Source organism: Algiphilus aromaticivorans DG1253, assembly GCF_000733765.1.
GTDB lineage: Bacteria > Pseudomonadota > Gammaproteobacteria > Nevskiales > Nevskiaceae > Algiphilus > Algiphilus aromaticivorans.
In genome coordinates this window covers 826315-845063 of sequence record NZ_JPOG01000001.1, presented here as the reverse complement: position 1 = coordinate 845063, position 18749 = coordinate 826315, and the positions used below count along the sequence as shown (strand labels likewise).

Below are 18749 nucleotides of genomic sequence, written 5' to 3'. Positions count from 1 at the left end.
CGATGCAGCAGACGAAGGAGGCTCTGGAAGCCGCCATCCCATTTCAGAAGGACCACTTCACTTCCCCGAAGACGCGGTCGTTGTCCCCCGCCACATTGAAGGGCTCCTGATTACCCCCTTCGTAGACGGCGACACCGCCGGTGAGCTCGACGCTGCCGGTCAGCTCGTATTCGGCACTCGCGCGGTGAATCGCACCGCCGGTACTGGTCCAGAATTCGCCATCACGGTTGAAGAGCACCGTGATGAGCAGCATGCGCAGGCGCTGGTTGAGGAAATCCCGGGTCATGCGGAAGGCTGTCTCGCTGCGCCATTTCAGATAGCCGGAGCGCGCCAGGTCCTGGTCAAAATCCGCGATCCGGCGCGCGGCCAGGTCGAAGCTGAAGGTGGTATCAGCCATGCCGAAGTACTCGACACCGAGCAGCATGTCGTAGCGCCGGACTTCGCGCGCGTCCTCGGGCAGGATCTGCCCGCCCGTGTCGGGCACCAGCGCGCCGACGATGGGCAGGGCGTTGATCAGCGGCAGCGGCTGCTCCAAGGGCGTGCTGCGTGTCAGCTCCAGGCCGTCGATGACTGCGGCTTCCTGCTTGAAGAGCCAGCCACCCTGCGTCAGCTGACTGCCAAAGCCGGCAAGCGTGACGCGGCTGTGCCGCAGAACGACATCGTTCTCGAAATCCTCCTGCGTAGCGGCGGCGTCGCTGCGATCGAATCCGCTGGCGTCGAGATAAGGCTGGTCGGCCCAGTAACGCGCGTAGTTGAAGCTGAGATCCCAACCCGAGAAGCGTCCCAGCGCGCCAAAGGCGTAATCGACGCTGTCGAAGTCATCCGGCCGGATCTCGCGGAAACGCGCCGCATTGCCCTCGCCGTCGGTGACGCTGTAGAAGTCGCTACCGAAAGGTGGGTTGCGCGAAAAACGGTGCTCGGGGGTGGCGAAGGCGCTCAGCCGCCAGGGCCCGATGTAGTGGTCCAGACGCGCCATGCCGACCGGCCGGCGCAGATCCTCGATGTCGGCCAGCCCCGGCTCCAGATTGTCCAGCGGGCTGAGCACGTCGAGGACGCGCAGATTGTCCGAGAAGCCCCAGACGGCGATCTGCCGCCCCAGCTTGAGATCAGTGGATGGCAGTACCTCGCCGGCCACCCAGGCGTCGAGCACCTCCAGCTCTTTTTCGTAGGCGTCCAGAACGGCCTGCGTGTAGTCGGCGTCGCGCCAGGCATAAGCGAGGTCCTGCCAGCCGCTAAGGTCGATCTCGGAGCGCCAGTTGTCACCGAAGCGCCCTTCCAGCGTGATCGTGCCGCGCAGGCGCAACTTCGACAGCCCGGAGTAGTCCGTGCCGGTCGTCGAGCGATGGTCCCGGTAGTTGTAGCTGGCCGCAGCCGCGAGGCTGCCACTCAGGCCCCAGATACGTCGACGCTCCGGCGCAGCCGAAGACGGGTCGTCGACTTCGATGACGTCGGCGTAGTCCTCGTTGTCGTCAAAACCGCCGAGCATGTCGTCCATGTCGTCCTGCGCGCCGGCATTCGGCGCGAGGCCGAGCAGGAGCACCACCGCCATGGCCCCGGCACAACGCCGCGGCGCGGGAGATCGGGCGCGCATGCCTGAATCCTGCAGCAGGACTACAGCCCCTGCCTCAGGCGCCGCTGCGTGAAGAGCGCATCCTCCAGGGGCTGGTCGTACTTGATGTTCTCCCAGCGCAGCACGCTGGCGTGCTCGGTCTGCTTACCCTTCTTGGTCGTCATGACCATGTGCAGCGGCGTCCAGATGCCGTCGACCTTCTCCAGCTCCTTGACCTCCATGAACTTCATGCGGCCGCCGTCTGCGAGCCAGTGGGCCGAGCGGATGACCACGAAGTTGTCCTGCCGCACGAAGCTCACCGTCTTGCTGTAGCCGGTGCGCTCGACCTCGTCCTCGGACTTCGGCTCGGCCAGGATCTGCCAGACCTTGTGCTCGCCGACTTGGGTCTCCTTCATCAGCTCGTAGCTGTAGTCCTCGATATCCGGCGTGCTCATGTCGGCGTAGGTGAAGTCGGTGCCCATGAAGCTGCCGCTCTTGTCCGAGGCAGCGATGCGCTTGACCTTCTTCAGCGCCGGCAGGTAGAGCCACTGGTCATCGTCCTTGTCGCTGTCGTCGTAGTCGTACGTCAGGAATCCGGTGCCCTCGACGTTGGCCGGCTCCAGGAAGAACATGACGCTCTGGGCATCCTCGGGGTTCTCCGGGTCGTCGCGTCGAAAGGAGCGGATCGCGCGCCGGCGCGTATCGCCGTCGGCGTCGATAAGCGCCATCTTCATGTCCATCACCGCGTTGTTGCCGTCATCGCGGTCGTAGACCTTCTGCATGATCTCGCGCGCCGACATCTCGGCCGCGGCCGACAGCGACAGGCCGAGCAGAATGGCCAGCGTGAGGAGCCTGTTGATGTAGGTCATGCCGTCTTCTCCTTGCGTTGTTTCGCTTGACGCTGCGCCACCAGCATCATCAGCGCGGGGGCCAGAAGGGCGTCCGCCAGGAAAGCCACGATGATGCAGAAGCCGGTGAGCAGGCCGAAATCCTGGAGGTTGTGCATCGTGCCGAGCAGGTAGACGAAAAAGGCACTGGACAGCACCAATGTCGTGACCAGCAGCGCCTTGCCGGTCGTGCGCAGCGTCTCCCGCACCGCCTTAGGCGCATCGCCGAGCTCAGCGTAGTAGCGGTGATAGTTGTGCATGAAGTGAATGGTGTCGTCGACAGCCAGCCCCAGGGCGATGGAGCCGACCAAAATGGTGAAGGCGTCGAGCGGAATACCGAGCACCGGCATCAGCGCCAGCGTGAGAGCAATGGGCGCCAGATTGGGAATCATCGCGATGAGCCCGATACGCACCGAGCCGACGATCAGCATCATCAGCGGCAGGATGATGCAGAAGGCCAGCAGATAGGCGCGGATGGTGTCGCCCATCAGCACCTTGACGCTGCCAGCCAGCAGAGCGATCACCCCCGTGAAGGTAACGTCGGCACGTTCGCCGATGATCTCCCGGAAACCGCTCTTGAACTCCTTGAGATAGTCCGCGTAATGGATACCGTCGACGAAGGGCATCTTCACGGTGATGCGCATCTTGCTGAATCGGGTATCGACGATGTCCTCCAGATCGTCGGAACCCGAATTCTCGAAGAGCAGAAGCTCCTGGGCGATGAGCTGACGGTCGTCGGGGATGCGGTAATAGTCCGGATCGTTGCCGTTGAGTGCCTGGTGCAGCTCCTTGTTGATGTCCAGCAGCGAGGTCGCCTTGCCCGCTTGCACGCCGCTGACCTCCAGCTCCTCGGTGAAGCGCATGGCCCGATCCACCGCGTGCAGTAGCTCGGGATCGTGCAGGCCGTTCTCCTCGCCGGTATCGACCACGATCTCGGTGAAAGTCGCGCCACCGAAATGCGCGTCAATGGTCTCGGTAGCGTCGCGGATCTCGCTGCCCTCGGGGAACCAGTCCAGCGGAAAATGGCTGGGACGGATCTGCGCAATCAGAATCAACGAAACGGCAATGAGCGCGAACCAGATCCCGACGACGCGCCGCGGATGCGTTGTGGAGACATCCGCGCACCACATCAGAAAGCGTTGCAACGGCCCCGAGGCCTCGTCGCGCAGCCCCTTGTTCCGGAAGGGGATGATCGCGATCAGCGCGGGCAGCAGCGCCAGCGAGAACACCAGCGTGCTGAGAATGCCGATGGGCGCGATGATGCCGATATCGGCCACGGGTGCGAGATTCGCGGTAATGAAGGAGACCAGGCCACCGGCAGTGGTCAGCCCCGTCATCAGCACGGCAAGGCCGGAATGGCCGAGGGCGTAGCGAAGCGCGCCACGCTTGTCGTCGCCACGATCCACGGCCTGGAAGTAGACGGTGAGGATATGCACTGCGCTGCCGACACCGACAGCCAGCAGCAGCGAGGGCAGGATCTGCACGGAAGGCGTGATCACCATGCCCAGAACGCCCATCAACCCGAAGGTCGAGTACACCGCCAGTGCAGAGACACCCACCGGCAGCACCACCATCACCCAGCGCCGGAACAAGGCGAAGAGCAGCGCCGCAATCACCAGGATCCCGACCCCGGAGAAGACGAACATGTCCCGCCCCAGGATGAAATTCAGCTGGTGCATCATGAAGGGCGATCCGGAGACGCCAATCCGAAAGTCGGGGCGGGCGAAGTCCGACTCAAGCTCGCGAACCGTGTCGATTATCGCGTAGATCTCGTCGTCGGTGATGAACTTGGCTTCATCTTCCGCGTCCTTCGATTCGCTCTCCGGATCCTCGGCCGATGCGGTGTCATCACCGAAACCGGCGCTGAAGTCGAAGTCGTCGACGTCGTCGCTGGCCCCGGCGCCCGAATAGCTCGCCGTGTGGGCATCCGGCGTAACAATCAGGACAGTCTTCGTCAGGTCCGGATTGACGTAATGGTTGCGATAGAGCGGATTGCTGCGGATGCGCTCGCGCAGCGCATCGAACTCCGTCTCGGTCTGCGGCCAATCCTCGAGCAGATCCTTGACGATCAACTCGTCCTCGCGACCGATGGTGAGCCGCGCATTGATCAGGCTATCCACCTTGTCGACCTGCGGGATCTCCTTCAGGCGCTCGTGCCAAGCCTCGAGCTGACGGAGGAAGCGCTCGTTGACGATATCGCCGTCGGACTCGACCAGCACCACCAGCCGCTCGTCCTTACCGAATTCCTCCTGAAAGGCGGTGTACGCCACCCGTGCCGGGTCGTCCTTGTGCAGGTAGACCTCGTTGGAGGTATCGACCTCCATCGTGTCGAACTCGGTGGCGAGATAGGCCAGCGCGCCGACGAGGATGAGGACGATCCACCACGGGTGGTCATGGCAGAACTCCCCCCAGCGCGCGAAGGCGCCCTCAAAGCCGGTGCGGATGCGATGGAAGAAGCTTTGACCGTCAGCGCTCATGCCGCGTCCCAGAGCATGGACTCAACGCGCTCGCCAACGCGCAGTGTCGACGCGCGGGAGCACCGCGGATAGGTGGTGGCGCGCGCCGCGGCGGCCGCGCGCGGCCTGCCACGGACGCCGGCACAGCGCGCGGCGGACGGCGATGTTCCCTGCATGAGTAATGGTGGTTCTTGTTGATTACGCGCGTATTCTTCAACCGGCCGGCCAGCCGGTGCGTCGTCCGAAGGGACGAAGCCCCGCCCCGCTCCCCGCCGGCAGCTGCGCGCCCGCTCGCGGTGGGGAACGCCCGCGAACCGGGCCGGGACTACGCCGCGCGCCGCCCCGGCTCGCCGTCGGCGCCAGCGGTCGCGTCGAGGCCCGCCACCTCCACTCCGCACTGGCGCAGGGTCTCCACTGCCAGCGCGCCATCGGTCACGGCCTCGGCGTACTGTGCCCCCTCCGGCACCGCGGCCCGCTCGTGCCCGCGTAACCCCATCACGCGCTCTATCTGAATAACAGCGCCCACCGCCGTCAGGTGGGTCTGCCCTGCCGGATCATCCAGTATCAGCTCCCGCGACACACCGGCGCCCTGCGCATCGCGACCGCTGAATTGGATCCGAATGCGGTGATGACCTCCCTCGCCGGGGTTGTAGAGCATGCGACGACGCAGCCCCGCGAAGCGCGGTCCGCTGATGAGGCGCCAGATACCCGAACGGATCAGGAGGGCCAGCGCGCCGGTGGCCCAGGCATCGTCAAAGGCGATGCGGGCGGTGACACTGCCGGCGCCGGTGATGGCCGGCAAGGTCATCTGGTCCGGTGTGTCGAAGCGATAGGTTGTCGCGTGGCCGGCGCCGTCGAAGGCCACCCGCGCCGACTCCGCGAAGGGCCGGCGCCGGACCCATTCGCCATCCACCATCGCCTCGAAGGGAGTGGCCAGGCGATCGAGATACGCCACCGAGTCGGGACCGGCCCGATCCGCCAGGGCATAGAGAATATCGATCTCGACGGACGTCACTCGATGCATGCCGCGCGCGACGTACGCGGCCAGCGTCGCCGGCACCGACGCCATCCATGAGGAAGCCAACACCACCGGCGCCTCGGCACCACTAACTGCAGGTAGCACGCGCAGCGCGTCCTGAATGCGCGCCGGCCAGCGCGTGATATCGATCAGCGCAACGCCGCGAGCCGCGCACGCTCGCAGCAGCTTGTCGTGCAGATCGTTGGCCGCGCACAACACCAGATCCGGCAGCTGGGACAGGCCGTGCAAGGGGTCGATGTCGTTCAGATCCACAGCCACCGCTTGGGCCCGCGGCAAGGTGTCAGCAACTGCGGCTGCTTTGATCGCGTCGCGGCCGGCAATCAGCAGCTCGAGTTGTGGATCACGGGCCGCCAGCAGGCTAGCGACCTGGCTGCCGACTACGCCATAGCCACCCACGATCACCACGGACCTCGACTCGGAACTATCTGGAATCACTTCGCATCCTCCTTCCTGTCACTTGTCTCGCACATCCCGATCAGCAAGCGGCTTCGCCGGTGATGAAGAAAGCCGGGTGCACATTGCTCGCGGGTAATCCAGCGCGCGCCACTTGCTGATATTGGTCATTCGACCTACTTTCTTGTAATTAGTCAAGCGACCTAACCCTGGGTATGCTGGAGCGCTCGCCATAAAAGGCCGTGCTTCATATGAAAGCGCCTGCCAGCACGAAGGGCCGCGAGCGGCGCGACCAGATCCTGGATGCAGCCGCGTCTACATTGATCGAGGCCGGCTACGCCGATTTCTCGCTGCGCAAGGTCGCGGAGCGCCTCGGCATCCGCCTCTCCAACCTGCAGTACTACTTCCCGACACTGGTGGAGTTGCTGTCAGCGCTGTTCACGCGTGAGCTGGATCGCGCTCGCGAGCGCTTCGAGGCGAGCGGCTCCAAGGATCTGGAAGCACTGCTAGCCATGCTGCTCAACGAGCAGGATGACGACGGAAGCTGCCGGCTGTTCTGGGAGCTGTGGGCGCTGTCGGCACGCAATCGCGATATCGCCGACATCATGGCCGGCTTCTACCAGCGCTACAGCACGGCCGTGGAATCCCTGATCGCTCAAGCCAGCCCGGAGATGCGCCCGGCGCAGCGCCGGCGACGCTCCGTGCTGATCACGGCGATGATCGAGGGGCTTTCGCTGTTCCGGGGCGACGGGCGCAACCCGCCCGGCGGCGACGCCGCCCTGCGTCGCGAGGCGCTGGCCTGTGCGCGGACGCTGGCCGTGACGCAGGGCTGAAGAAGCGATCGCGCAGAACGGCCGCCACACCCGCATCTCGGCCAGCCATGCACGGCCGAACCTTGCCACCGGGAATTCGCGATGGCTCATGCACTCGGACGGTGCCGTGGTGAGCGTGCCGCCGCACGCTCACGCGATAACCAAGGAGGAGACAACCATGCTCGACCTGCAGACCATCTCGGACCGCCTCGAGATCGAGTCGGTGCTGGTGACCTACGTCAACGCCATCGATGCCCGCGACTTCGATGCCCTCGACGCCGTGTTCACACCGGACGCGCACATCGACTACACCGCCATGGGGGGCATCGAAGGCAGCTATGACAAGGTCAAACCCTGGCTCGCCCAAGTGCTGCCCAACTTCCCGGCCTACTGCCACATGATCGGCAACATCAGCATCCAGGTCGACGGCGACACGGCCAGGGCGCGCTGTGTCTGCTTCAACCCGATGACCGTGGAGCTGGCCGGCGGCGTGCGGCAGACCATGTTCCTTGGCCTCTGGTACGTGGACGAGCTGGTGCGCACCGCGCAGGGCTGGCGCATCAGCCGGCGCAGCGAAGAGAAGTGCTTCGATCACAACGTTCCCGAAGCCCTCAACACGGGCGCGAGCTGAAGGCTAGTCATTCCGGACGAAGCCCGGATTCGCCATATACGAATAATCGAGGCTTCGATTGCAGCGACAGGCGCGCGGACAGGCAATGGCCAGCGACCCACACAGCAACAGCCAACGCGACGGCACACTGGCGATTGCACAGCCGCTGGCCATTGACCCGGCCGGTGCAAGCTGGGACCAGGAAGTCCAGGTTCTCGTGCTCGGCTTCGGTGCCGCGGGCGCAGCCACCGCCATCAGCGCGCATGACGACGGCGCCGACGCCCTCATCTGCGAGCGCTTCGACGGCGGCGGGGCCTCAAGACTGTCGGGCGGCGTGGTCTACGCTGGCGGTGGCACGCGCTACCAGCGCGAAGCCGGCTTCGAAGACAGCCCCGAAGCCATGGCTGCCTATCTGGCCACGGAGGTCGGCGACGCCGTCAGCCCCGAGACCCTGCAACGTTTCTGCGCGGATAGCGTCGGCCTGCTGGAGTGGCTGGAAACGCTGGGCATACCCTTCGCCAGCGAGTCAAAGCCTCCCAAGACCTCCTACCCGCGCGACGGGGTCTATCTTTACTTCTCGGGCAGCGAAACCGTTCCCGAGAACGCTGCCATCGCCAAGCCCGCGCCGCGCGGCCACCGCACGGCCGCACCGGGCATGTCCGGCTGGAAGCTTTTCGCCGCGCTGCAGGAAGCGGTAGCCGCGCGCGACATCCGCGTCAGTCGCCAGACCGCCGTACGCCGCCTGATCACTGACCGCGACTCCGGCGCCGTGCTGGGTGCCGAGGTCGGCCGCCTGCCGCCGGGGTCCAAGGCCGCCAAGCGTCACGCGCGGCTAAGCGCCCTCGCCCAGCGCCTGCACAACGTCGCCGGCGGCCTCGCCGACAAGCTGCGTGCGCGGGTCGCGCGTATAGAGGCCGAGGAAGCCGAAACGCTGCGCATCCGCGCGACGCGTGGCGTGGTGCTCACCACCGGCGGCTTCGTCTTCAACCGGGAAATGCTCTCCGAGCACGCGCCCAGCTACATGGACAACCTGCGCCTCGGCGCCACCGGCTGCGACGGCAGCGGCATCCGGCTCGGTCTGTCCGCTGGTGGCAGCACCGCTCGCCTGGAGAAAGTCTCGGCCTGGCGCTTCATCAACCCGCCGTCGCCCTGGCCCGAGGGTCTGATCGTCGATAGTCAGGGCAAGCGTTTCTGCAACGAGGAGGTCTATGGCGCGAAGCTGGGCGTGCGCATGTGCGAAGAACACGACGGTCGCGCCTGGCTGATCCTCGACCGCGAGCTCCGGCGCCGCGCGATCCGCGAAGCAATCTTCGGCAAGCTCTGGGCCTTCCAGGCCATCCCCTCGCTGCTGCTGATGCTCTTCGCCAAGCGCGCGAAGACACTGGCGAGCCTGGCACCGAAGCTGGGCCTGTCGGCCACCAACCTGCAGGGCGCGGCAGCCAGCATGAGCAACGCCATCCGCGACGGCCAGCCCGACCCGCTGGGCAAGTCGGACAAGATGCGGCACGCGCTCACCACCGGCCCTTTCTACGCCATCGATATTTCGGCGGGCAATCCGATGTTCCCCTGCCCGGCCATCACTCTCGGCGGCCTGCGTGTCGATGAGCACAGCGGTGCGGTGTTGCGTGACGACGGCCAAGCCGTCCCGGGGCTCTATGCCGCCGGCCGGGCAGCCGTGGGGCTGGCCTCCAACGGCTACGTCAGCGGTCTTTCGCTGGCGGACTGCCTGTGGTCCGGCCGCCGTGCCGGTGCCGTGCTCGCGAGCAAGAACCCGCAGCAGAGCGCCTCGACCGAGGCGGCCTGATCCACCGGCCGGGATAGCAGGTCGGTACACCTCCCGCGGCATACAGAATCAGCAAGGAAGAAAAGCAGCGCATGGACAGACTCAAGGACAAGGTGGCCCTCATCACGGGCGGCGGCGGCGGACTCGGCAGCGAGGACGCGCGGCTAATGGTCGCCGAGGGCGCGCGCGTGGTGATCACCGACGTCGACGAGGAGGCCGGCAACAGCATCGCCAAGGAGCTCGGCACCGACGCGCTTTTCCTCAAGCACGACATCAGCTCGGAAAGCGACTGGGAGCGCGTCATGGCCGAAGCCGAGAAGCACTTCGGCGGTGTGGACGTACTGGTCAACAACGCCGCCATCCTGCTGCCCGGCTCCATCGAGGACACCTCGCTGGATCTGTGGCACAAGATCATGCGCGTGAACGCCGACGGCTACTTCCTGGGCTGCCGCTTCGGCCTGAAGGCGATGAAGCAGCGCCCTTCGGGCTCGATCATCAATATGGGATCGATCTCCGGAATCATGGGGCAGTCGACCTTTGCCGCCTACAGCGCTTCCAAGGGTACGGTCCTCGCGCTGACCCGCAGCGTCGCCGCGCACTGCAAGCGCCACCACTTGCCGATCCGCTGCAACGCGGTGGTGCCGGACGGCATCAAGACGCCCATGGTGGCCAAGCTGCACGAGAGCATAGAACCCGGCCAGCTGCCCGACATGCCGGATATGGAAGAGGTCATGTCGCGCATGGCCGAGCCGCGCGACCTGGCCTGGATGGTGATCTACCTGGCCTCCGACGAGTCCCGCTTCGTTAACGGTGCCGAGATGCGCGTCGACAACGGCTGGGCAATGCTCGACGGCTGATTCACCGGAAATGAACGTACCTGCCTACCATCGCCTGACGGTCGACGAAGTCATCACCGAGACAGCGGATGCGCACTCCCTGCGCTTCGCCGTCCCCGAGCACCTGCTCGACGATTTCGCCTACAAACCCGGCCAGCACCTGCAGCTGCACGTGCCGCACGACGACGGCGCGTTGCCGCGCTGCTATTCGCTGTCCTCGAATCCCTATGCCGGAGAGCCGCTGCAGGTCACCATCAAACGCATCGACGATGGCCGCGCCTCGAACTGGATCTGCGACAACATCACCCCCGGTGACACGCTCGAGGTCATGCCGCCGGCCGGCGTCTTCGTGCCACGCACGCTGGACGCCGACCTGTTGATGTTCGCCGGCGGCAGCGGCATCACGCCCTGCTATTCCATTCTGCAATCGGTGCTGACAGCGGGCCGGGGCCACGTACGGCTGATCTATGCCAATCGCGACGAGGCCTCGATCATCTTCCGGGAAGCCTTGGCCGAGCTGGCGCGCGAACACCCCGACCGCCTGGAGATCATCCACTGGCTCGACAGCGTGCAGGGCTACCCCACGCAGACGCAGCTCACCATGCTCGCCCGCGGCTGGGAACGCGCCGATTGCTTTGTCTGCGGTCCCGGTGTCTTCATGGACACGGCCACCGCTGCCCTGCATGCCATGGGCCTGCCGCGCAATCGTGTGCACGTGGAGCGCTTCGTCTCGCTACCGAGCGACGCCGACGCGCTCGCCGAGCCGGCCGCGCCGGCAGCCGACGCCCCCGAGGGCCCGGTCGCGCTGACCGTGCACATCGACGGACAGACCGTCGAAGCCGAAGGCCGCGCCGACCAACCCCTGCTCGACGCCTTCCAGGAAGCGGGCATCGAGGCGCCCTTCTCCTGTCGCAGCGGTGCCTGCGGCGCCTGCATGTGTCGACTCGACGAAGGCAGCGTCACGCATCGCAACAACGTCGTGCTCGACGACGCCGAGCTCGCCGAAGGCTGGATCCTTTCCTGCCAGGCGCTGCCCACATCCTCACAGCTACGCATCACCTATCCGGAATGAGCCAGGACGCACTGCCCCAAACGACCCCGGGCGTCTTCGCCGAAGCCGTCCGCCACCATCGTGATCGCCCCGCCCTCGTTGACGAGCAGGGCGGCGTCACGACTTACAGCGAGCTGGACGCCATCCGCTATCGCGCTGCGGCGGCGCTGATCGCCCAGGGCATCGAAACCGGCGATCGCGTCGCCATCTGGGCGCCCAACACGGTGCAGTGGGTGATGGCCGCACTCGCCATCCACAGCGCCGGCGCGGTGCTGGTACCGATCAATACACGCATGCGCGGCAACGAGGCTGGCTACATTCTGGAAAAAAGCGGCGCCAAGCTGCTGTTCTGCGCCGGCCGCTTCCTCGATGCGCACTATCCCAGCCAGCTCGACGCCCACCGCCCCGACAGTCTCGAGCATGTCGTGGTTCTGCACGATGCAGCAGCCGGCGACACGACCTGGGAAGCCCTCCTCGAGTCAGCACCCAAGGATGGGCGCACCGCCGTCGACGCGCGCCTCGAAGCGCTCGACGCCGACAGCGTCATGGACATCATGTTCACCTCGGGCACCACCGGTCTGCCCAAGGGCGTGGTCACGGCCCACGGCCAGAACCTGCGCGCGATCCGCGAGTGGTCGCGATGCATGGGGCTCTCGGCCGACGACCGCTATCTGATCATCAACCCCTTCTTTCACGCCTTCGGCTACAAGGTGGGCTGGCTCGCCGGGCTGATGCACGGCATGGCCGTCTATCCGCAGGCCGTGTTCGATACGACCAAGGTCGTCGAGCGCATCGCCTCCGACCGCATCTCGGTGCTGCCGGGACCGCCCACCCTCTTCGTCAGCCTGCTCGACGACCCCGAGCTGTCCAGGCGCGATCTCTCCAGCCTGCGCGCCACGATCACCGGAGCCGCGGCCGTGGCGCCCAGCCTGATCGAGCGCGTGCGCGCCGAGCTGGGCTTCGACATCGTGCTCACCGGCTACGGACTGACCGAAACCTGCGGCATCGTCACGCTCTGCGACGCCGACGACGACGCCGAAACCATCGTCAACACCGTCGGCCGCGCGCTGCCGGGCATCGATCTGGCCTGCATGGGCGAGGACGGCAGGCTGCTGCCTGCAGAGGAAGCCGGCGAGATCGTCGTACGCGGCTACAACGTCATGCAGGGCTATTTCGAGGACCCGGAAGCTACCGCCAAGGCCATCGATGCCGAGGGCTGGCTGCATACCGGCGACGTCGGCAGCCTGGACGAGCGCGGCTATCTCCGGATCACCGACCGCCTCAAGGACATGTACATCTGCGGCGGCTTCAACTGCTACCCCGCCGAGATCGAGCGCCTGATCAGCGCCCACCCGGCCGTCGCGCAGGTCGCCGTGGTCGGCGTTCCGGACGAACGCATGGGCGAGGTCGGCAAGGCCTTCGTGGTGCCGAGAAGCGGTCAGAGCCTCGACGAAAAAGCCTTCCGCGACTGGTGCCGCGAGCAGATGGCCAACTACAAGGCGCCGCGCTACGTGGAAGTGCGCGAATCCCTGCCGATGAATGCCTCGGGCAAGGTCCTGAAATACGAACTGCGCAACGAGAAACCGGCTGCTTGATAGCAGGACCGGATAAGCGACGAAATTCAAGAAGGAGAAGCGATGAGCGACAAGCAGCTTGAAGGCGTGGTGGCCGTGGTCACCGGCGCCTCGCGTGGGGCCGGCAAGGGAATTGCCCTCGCCCTGGGCGGACACGGCGCAACGGTCTATGTCACCGGCCGCACGCTCAATGAGGGCGACGCCGACCTGCCCGGCACGGTGGGCGCCACCGCCGAGCTGGTGAACCAGGCCGGCGGCAAGGGCATCGCGGTAGCCTGCGACCATGCCGACGACGCACAGGTCGAAGCGCTCTTCGAGCGCGTGAAAATGGAGCAGGGCGGCTGCGACATCCTCGTCAACAACGCCACCTTCCTGCACGACCAGCTCATCGAGCCGGGCGGCTTCTGGGAGAAGCCGCTGGACATGACCCAGGTCTTCGACGTCGGCATCAAGTCCGGCTACGTCGCCAGCTGGCATGCCGCGCCGCAGATGGTCGGCCGTGGCGGCGGGCTCATCGTCTTCACCTCATCCTTCGGCGCGCGCTGCTACATGCACGGGCCGGCCTACGGCGCACAGAAAGTGGCCGTCGACAAGTTCGCAGCCGACATGGCGGTGGATCTCAAGCCGCACAACGTGGCCACGGCTTCGATCTGGATGGGCATGCTGCAGACCGACCGCACGCGCCGCGTCATGAGCCGCGAGCCGGACAAGTACACCGGCTTCTGGGAAATCGCCGAGACGCCGGAGTTCACCGGCAATCTCGTCGCCGCGCTGTATCGCGACGAACAGCGCATGGAGCGCTCCGGCAAGACCCTGATCGGCGCCGAGCTGGCGCAGGAATACGGCATCACCGAAGAAGACGGCCGTCAGCCGCCGTCGCATCGGGAGATGCTGGGCGAGCCCTGTCAGGCGCATCCGGCGGTGGTGCAGTAGGGCGGCTAGCCTCCCGCCCCATCCCCGGCTGGCATGCGCCAAGGATTGATGACACTGATGCCAGCCGCTTCAAAAGGACCGGTATCGCGCGTTGCCACGCTGTAGCGGTATTCCGCGGCAATGGCCGCAATGTAGCCATCCGGCCGCGGGAACCCCAGACCGGTCGCGCGCGCAGCGGCCGCCAGCGTCGCGAAACGCCGGGCGGCAGCGGCATCGAAGACGAGCACCCGTCCGCGAAAGAGCGATTCAATGCCATCCACCATTGCAGACAACTTGGCGCGCCGTCGTCCCTCAGGCAGAGCCGCAACGCCAAAGCAGAGTTCAGCGAGGCTCAGGCTGGCGAGATAGAGCGTTTCCGGAGCCTGGGCATCCAGCCACTCGCGTACAGCCGCGTCAGGCCGCGGACGCATCATCTCGGAAACGACATTGGTGTCGAGAACAATCACTCGAAACGCGGCGGCTCCGCCGCCTGGGTGCTGCGCTGCGCTTCGATGGCATCGACATCGGCATCACTGATCGCCAGTTCCCGGCCGAGAGCATGCAGGGCCTCGCCCATGCGCAGCCCGTCGGGCCGCTTCACGGCCTCGCCCAGAATCCAGCGCACCTCCGCTTCAGCGCTGCGCCCATTGGCTGCGGCCCGCGCCTTGAGCGCCCGGTGCAGCGGATCGGAAATATTTCGGATAGTCATCCTCGCCATATGATTTCACCTTCATTACCCGCCATCATTATGATGGCATTTTAGAAATCTGCAATCACTGGCTTCGTGCTCGCTGGAGACCCCATCGCTGCAGCCACGCTGCAACTCGAGAAGCGCTGCTGTCGCACACGCCTTCATGCATTCGCATGAGGCCCATCACCCCCAGCCCCCGGCACCATCACAGCAACGGAGACGACAAGCTCCGAAACAATGATCGCGCTAGGGGGAGAGAAGCATGAGCTGGTACACAGGCGACGCAGTCTTCGACACGGTGCTGGCCATCGGCCTGGCATTCGCCGTCGTCACCTTCCTGGGCAGCATCTTCACGCCCGCCCCCTACGGCCGCTTCGCGCAGGGCGGTGGCATCAATCTCCATCCCAAGCTGGGCTGGTGGCTGATGGAGATCCCAGCCACGGTGGCCTTTCTGGTCTTCTTCCTGGCCAGCGACACGGACGCCTGGACCGTCACGACGCTGGTACTCGCCGGCATCTGGATCCTCCACTACGGCAACCGCGGCTGGTTCTTCCCGCTGGCGATCCGCGCCGCGCCCGGTGCGCGCAGCAGCTTCAGTCTCATGGTCATGGCCATGGGCATGTTCGTTACCGGTATCCACGGCTACCTGCACGCGCTGTGGTTCACCGAGTACGGCACGCATCTGACACCCGGCTGGTTGACCGATCCGCGCTTTCTGATCGGGCTGGCGATCTACGCGGTCGGGCTCCTGCTGATCCTGACCTCGGAGTCGGTCATGCGGAACCTGCGCGAACCGAATCCGCCCCCCGATGCGCCGCGCTATCGCATTCCCTTTGGCTGGGGCTTCCGCTGGGTCTCCAATCCACAGTATCTCGGCGAGATCGTCGCCTGGACCGGCTTCGCGGTCCTGACCTGGGGGCTGCCGGGCGTCATGATTCTGCTCATCACGGCCTCGAACCTGGTGCCGCGCGCGCTGGCCACGCACCGCTGGTACCGCGAACAGTTCCCGGACTACCCCGCGCAGCGGCGCGCCCTGATCCCCTATGTCCTCTGACTGGCCGGCGCAGGCCATGCTGGCCTGCGTGAGCGCCTCGCCGGAGGCGGTGGCGGCGCACGACCGCGCGGCCTGGCTGGGCCTCTTCGCCGAGAACGCGGAGATCCACGACCCCGTCGGCTCGCGCCCGCACGCCGGGCCTGCAGCCATCGCGTGCTTCTACGACACCTTCATCGCGCCCAACACTATCCACTTCGAGGTTGCGCACGAGCTGGCCTGCGGCGATTCCGTCGCGCGCGACGTCATCATCCATACGCGCATGGCGACCGGGCTGGAGCTGGGCGTCCCCGCACACATCCGCTACGAGCTAACGGGCAGCGAGGACGCGCTGCGCGTGCGCCGGCTCTGCGCGCACTGGGAACTGCCGCAGATGATCGGCCAGTCGCTGCGCGCCGGGATGAAGGGCATGCGAAGCCACGCTGCGCTGTCCAGCCACATGCTGCGGCACCAAGGCTTGGGCGGAATGCTCGGCTTCATGCGCGGCTTCGGCGGTGTCGGTAGCCGCGGCAAGGCGCGCGCCGAGGGCTGCCTGCGCGCGCTGCGCGACGGTCACCGCAACGGATTGAAGCAGTGTCTGGGCGAACCCTGTCGCATCGATCTACCCGGCCAGCCCACGGCCTCGACACAGGAGCTGGGCGCCGAACTCGGCGGCCTGTTCTGGGAAAAGCTCATCGCCGCTGGCGACTACGTGACCGCCACGATTCACATCGGCGAACGGCGTGGCATCGCGCTCTTTCGCTTCAAGGGCCCGCGGCACATCGAGCAACTGCGCATCTATATCTGAGCCCGCTCGAAAGGCTCGACACGACAATACGACAAGGGAGACCGGCAATGGCAGAAGGCAATCTCGACGGCAAGGTCGCCGTAATCACGGGCGGCGCCCGCGGCATGGGCGCGGCAACGGTGCGCCGCTTCGTCGCAGAAGGCGCGCGCGTGTTGATCGGCGACGTCCTCGACGACGAGGGCACCGCGCTGGCAGCCGAGCTGGGTGAGGCCGCGCGCTTCGTGCATTTGGACGTCAGCTCCGAGGCCGAATGGACAGCGGCGCGCGATGCCGCGCTGGAGGCTTTCGGGCAGATCGACGTGCTGGTGAACAACGCCGGCGTGCTGCTCTTCCGCACCATCCAGGAAACCAGCCTGGATGACTACAAGCGCGTGCTCGGCATCAATCTGGAAGGCACCTTCCTGGGCGTACGTATCATTGGCGCGCACATGCTGGAGCGCGGTTCCGGCTCGATCGTCAACATCTCCTCGGCAGACGGCATGAAGGGCGCCAACGGGCTGGGTGCCTACTGCTCCACCAAGTGGGGCATCCGCGGGCTGACGCGCGTGGCGGCCATGGAGTACGGCCACCGCGGCGTACGCGTCAACTCGGTGCACCCCGGCGGCGTCGACACCTCCATGGGCAACCCCTTCTCAGAGGAACGCGCCGAGGTCAACAAGCGTTACCACATGGTGCCGCTGCAGCGCGTCGGCGACCCCGACGAAGTGGCCCGCGTCAGCGCCTTCCTGGCCAGCGACGCGGCCTCCTACCTCTGCGGTTCCGAGATCGCCGTAGACGGCGGCATGCTCACCGGCCAGTACTACGTCGGATTTCCGGGGGCGCCGGGGGTGGAATGATTTGACCATTGCGCTTTGCGGCGCCGGGGTCCAAACGCTTAAGCCTCTCCCTCAAATGCGTGACACTGGGAATCAGGTCAGGCGCTCTGCCACTGCGCATCGGCTAGCTCAGGTGTCGCCAACCGCTCCGTGCCACCGAACCGCCCGCCAACCCACCACGCTACCGAAACCTCTGAAATACCGCGCCGGGGTGCTGGCGACAGTGAGAACACGCCAGGACTTGGGCATTGTCGCCGCTGACGCGATACCAAACGAGAAACGGGAACCGACGCACAGGGGCGCGCCGCACCTCCCCATAAGCCTGCTCATGGATTAGGGGCGTATCACCGAGCCGATACAACAACGAAATGACTTCGCTCCGGAAATCCACGCCCAATCCCGGTCGCTGCTCGTCGTACCAGTCCTCGGCCTGCTGGATATCCGCTTCAGCTGGCCGACGGATCCGGACGCGGTAAGTCAATGGCTACGGTGTTCCAGCCGAGCAACTACATCCGACAATGAGGATTCATCATCCGGATTGGCCTCGGCATCGGCTAGCCGCTGATCCAAAAGCCGCTTCTCTGCATCGGAGACTGGCAGCTGCGCATGAGGCAGCGAATCCCATACGGCGCTGATCAATTCCAGCCGCTCGGTCGGGCTGAGCTTTTGGACTTCGGCAATTAGCGCGGGTCTGATCATGAATCGGAGGATAGCGCAAGAATGTTGAGGCACCCAACGCCTGCAGTGCATGCAATGCGTGGCGGCGTGCGCAACGTCGACGGCGGCACGCTAGCCGGCCAGTACTACTTGGTTTCCCCGGACGCCGGGGATCGACTGACCCTACTGGTGCGCGAAGGGGTTGCGCGTAGCGACCGCCGCAAAGTCGCGGGTATTGCGCGTCACGACGGTCAGGCCGTGGGCCAGCGCCGCCGCCATGATCATGCGGTCGACGACCCCACCGCGCCCGTGCGCCAGCAGCGGGCCGAGCTGAGCGGCAACCGACTCATCCACCGCGAGCAGACTGCTTCCGTAGTCACGCCGGATCGCCTGCAGCCAGGCAGCCAGATGCGCGGCTTGCTCGTGGTCGCCCCGGCCGCGCACGCGCGTAACGCCAGCATCCAGCTCGGCGAGTGTGATGACGGAAAGGAATAGCGACACCTGCTCGTTCGCGGCGTCCTCGAAAAAGGCGCGCACACCCGGATCGGCTCTGCGCCCCTTGCGCAGTTCCGAGACCACATTGGTGTCAATCAAATACATCGCGCGGCGGTTCGTCGACGCGTTCGAAATCCTCGTCGCACCCGACTTCCGGAATCGTCAGCAAATGCGCCGCCAACGAACGCTTATCGGGACGCAGGGCGCGTTCCAGAAGTTCCCGGTGCACCTGGGACATGGAACGCCCTTGCCGCGCCGCCATGGCCTTCAGGGCGGCCACCACTTCCGGGTCGACATCGCGCACGTGCAGGTCCGTCATATCCGAGCTCCATCGGCTTGCAGCCCGCCATT

20 protein-coding genes are annotated in these 18749 nt (G+C 65.9%); 10 read left to right on the top strand and 10 right to left on the bottom strand.

Annotated features, from left to right (window positions below; genetic code table 11):
* Positions 1-43 precede the first annotated feature (43 nt).
* From U743_RS03890 to U743_RS03875, 4 genes are all read right to left on the bottom strand, one after another.
* Positions 44-1591, bottom strand: a complete 1548-nt coding sequence (locus tag U743_RS03890) for a DUF1302 family protein (protein ID WP_156966322.1) — start codon at positions 1589-1591, stop codon at positions 44-46.
* 20 nt (positions 1592-1611) lie between these two features.
* Positions 1612-2418, bottom strand: coding sequence for an outer membrane lipoprotein-sorting protein (locus U743_RS03885; protein ID WP_043765658.1), 807 nt, complete (start codon positions 2416-2418; stop codon positions 1612-1614).
* Complete coding sequence (locus U743_RS03880; protein ID WP_043765655.1) at positions 2415-4913, bottom strand: efflux RND transporter permease subunit; 2499 nt, start codon at positions 4911-4913, stop codon at positions 2415-2417. Before U743_RS03880 ends, U743_RS03885 begins: the two co-directional genes overlap by 4 nt.
* Before the next feature lie 304 nt (positions 4914-5217).
* Complete coding sequence (locus tag U743_RS03875) at positions 5218-6366, bottom strand: saccharopine dehydrogenase family protein (protein ID WP_084191343.1); 1149 nt, start codon at positions 6364-6366, stop codon at positions 5218-5220.
* Positions 6367-6575: 209 nt separating this feature from the next.
* On the opposite strand from U743_RS03875, the gene U743_RS03870 reads away from it, so the two are divergent.
* From U743_RS03870 to U743_RS03840, 7 genes are all read left to right on the top strand, one after another.
* Positions 6576-7157: a TetR/AcrR family transcriptional regulator gene (locus U743_RS03870; RefSeq protein WP_052367494.1), complete on the top strand. Its 582-nt coding sequence runs from the start codon at positions 6576-6578 to the stop codon at positions 7155-7157.
* Between the two features lie 157 nt (positions 7158-7314).
* Positions 7315-7767: a nuclear transport factor 2 family protein gene (locus tag U743_RS03865; protein WP_043765653.1), complete on the top strand. Its 453-nt coding sequence runs from the start codon at positions 7315-7317 to the stop codon at positions 7765-7767.
* 85 nt (positions 7768-7852) lie between these two features.
* Positions 7853-9550 (top strand): FAD-binding protein, encoded by a 1698-nt coding sequence (locus tag U743_RS03860; RefSeq protein WP_052367493.1) that lies wholly within the window; start codon positions 7853-7855, stop codon positions 9548-9550.
* A gap of 71 nt (positions 9551-9621) precedes the next feature.
* Complete coding sequence (locus U743_RS03855; protein WP_043765651.1) at positions 9622-10386, top strand: SDR family oxidoreductase; 765 nt, start codon at positions 9622-9624, stop codon at positions 10384-10386.
* Between the two features lie 10 nt (positions 10387-10396).
* Positions 10397-11437: a ferredoxin--NADP reductase gene (locus U743_RS03850; protein WP_043765648.1), complete on the top strand. Its 1041-nt coding sequence runs from the start codon at positions 10397-10399 to the stop codon at positions 11435-11437.
* Entirely contained in the window at positions 11434-13011 is a 1578-nt protein-coding gene (locus tag U743_RS03845; RefSeq protein WP_043765646.1) for a FadD3 family acyl-CoA ligase, read from the top strand. Before U743_RS03850 ends, U743_RS03845 begins: the two co-directional genes overlap by 4 nt.
* Positions 13012-13053: 42 nt before the next feature.
* The gene (locus U743_RS03840; RefSeq protein ID WP_043765643.1) at positions 13054-13923 is read left to right on the top strand and encodes an SDR family NAD(P)-dependent oxidoreductase; all 870 of its coding nucleotides are present in this window, start codon (positions 13054-13056) and stop codon (positions 13921-13923) included.
* 5 nt (positions 13924-13928) lie between these two features.
* Here U743_RS03840 and U743_RS03835 read toward each other — a convergent pair whose 3' ends face one another.
* Positions 13929-14369: a type II toxin-antitoxin system VapC family toxin gene (locus tag U743_RS03835; RefSeq protein WP_043765641.1), complete on the bottom strand. Its 441-nt coding sequence runs from the start codon at positions 14367-14369 to the stop codon at positions 13929-13931.
* A complete protein-coding gene (locus U743_RS03830; protein ID WP_043765640.1) occupies positions 14366-14620 on the bottom strand; it encodes a FitA-like ribbon-helix-helix domain-containing protein in 255 nt (84 codons plus the stop codon). The genes U743_RS03835 and U743_RS03830 overlap by 4 nt, the downstream gene beginning before the upstream one ends.
* A 235-nt stretch (positions 14621-14855) precedes the next feature.
* On the opposite strand from U743_RS03830, the gene U743_RS03825 reads away from it, so the two are divergent.
* Genes U743_RS03825 through U743_RS03815 form a run of 3 tightly spaced genes read left to right on the top strand, consistent with a single transcriptional unit; the run spans position 14856 to position 17267 of the window.
* Positions 14856-15647 (top strand): phosphatidylethanolamine N-methyltransferase family domain-containing protein, encoded by a 792-nt coding sequence (locus U743_RS03825; protein ID WP_043765638.1) that lies wholly within the window; start codon positions 14856-14858, stop codon positions 15645-15647.
* A complete protein-coding gene (locus U743_RS03820; RefSeq protein ID WP_043765636.1) occupies positions 15637-16431 on the top strand; it encodes a nuclear transport factor 2 family protein in 795 nt (264 codons plus the stop codon). The genes U743_RS03825 and U743_RS03820 overlap by 11 nt, the downstream gene beginning before the upstream one ends.
* Positions 16432-16478: 47 nt before the next feature.
* Positions 16479-17267, top strand: coding sequence for an SDR family NAD(P)-dependent oxidoreductase (locus tag U743_RS03815; RefSeq protein ID WP_043765634.1), 789 nt, complete (start codon positions 16479-16481; stop codon positions 17265-17267).
* 160 nt (positions 17268-17427) lie between these two features.
* On the opposite strand, the gene U743_RS19750 is transcribed toward U743_RS03815, so the two are convergent.
* The 4 genes from U743_RS19750 to U743_RS03800 all read right to left on the bottom strand — a co-directional run bounded on the left by U743_RS19750 (position 17428) and on the right by U743_RS03800 (position 18717).
* The gene (locus U743_RS19750) at positions 17428-17727 is read right to left on the bottom strand and encodes a type II toxin-antitoxin system RelE/ParE family toxin (protein WP_043765632.1); all 300 of its coding nucleotides are present in this window, start codon (positions 17725-17727) and stop codon (positions 17428-17430) included.
* The gene (locus U743_RS18645) at positions 17724-17945 is read right to left on the bottom strand and encodes an addiction module protein (RefSeq protein WP_198021920.1); all 222 of its coding nucleotides are present in this window, start codon (positions 17943-17945) and stop codon (positions 17724-17726) included. Before U743_RS18645 ends, U743_RS19750 begins: the two co-directional genes overlap by 4 nt.
* A gap of 141 nt (positions 17946-18086) precedes the next feature.
* Positions 18087-18503 carry a type II toxin-antitoxin system VapC family toxin gene (locus U743_RS03805; RefSeq protein WP_043765630.1) on the bottom strand — a complete coding sequence of 139 codons (417 nt, stop codon included), beginning with the start codon at positions 18501-18503 and terminating at the stop codon, positions 18087-18089.
* Entirely contained in the window at positions 18490-18717 is a 228-nt protein-coding gene (locus U743_RS03800; RefSeq protein ID WP_043765628.1) for a FitA-like ribbon-helix-helix domain-containing protein, read from the bottom strand. The genes U743_RS03805 and U743_RS03800 overlap by 14 nt, the downstream gene beginning before the upstream one ends.
* Between the last annotated feature and the right edge of the window lie 32 nt (positions 18718-18749).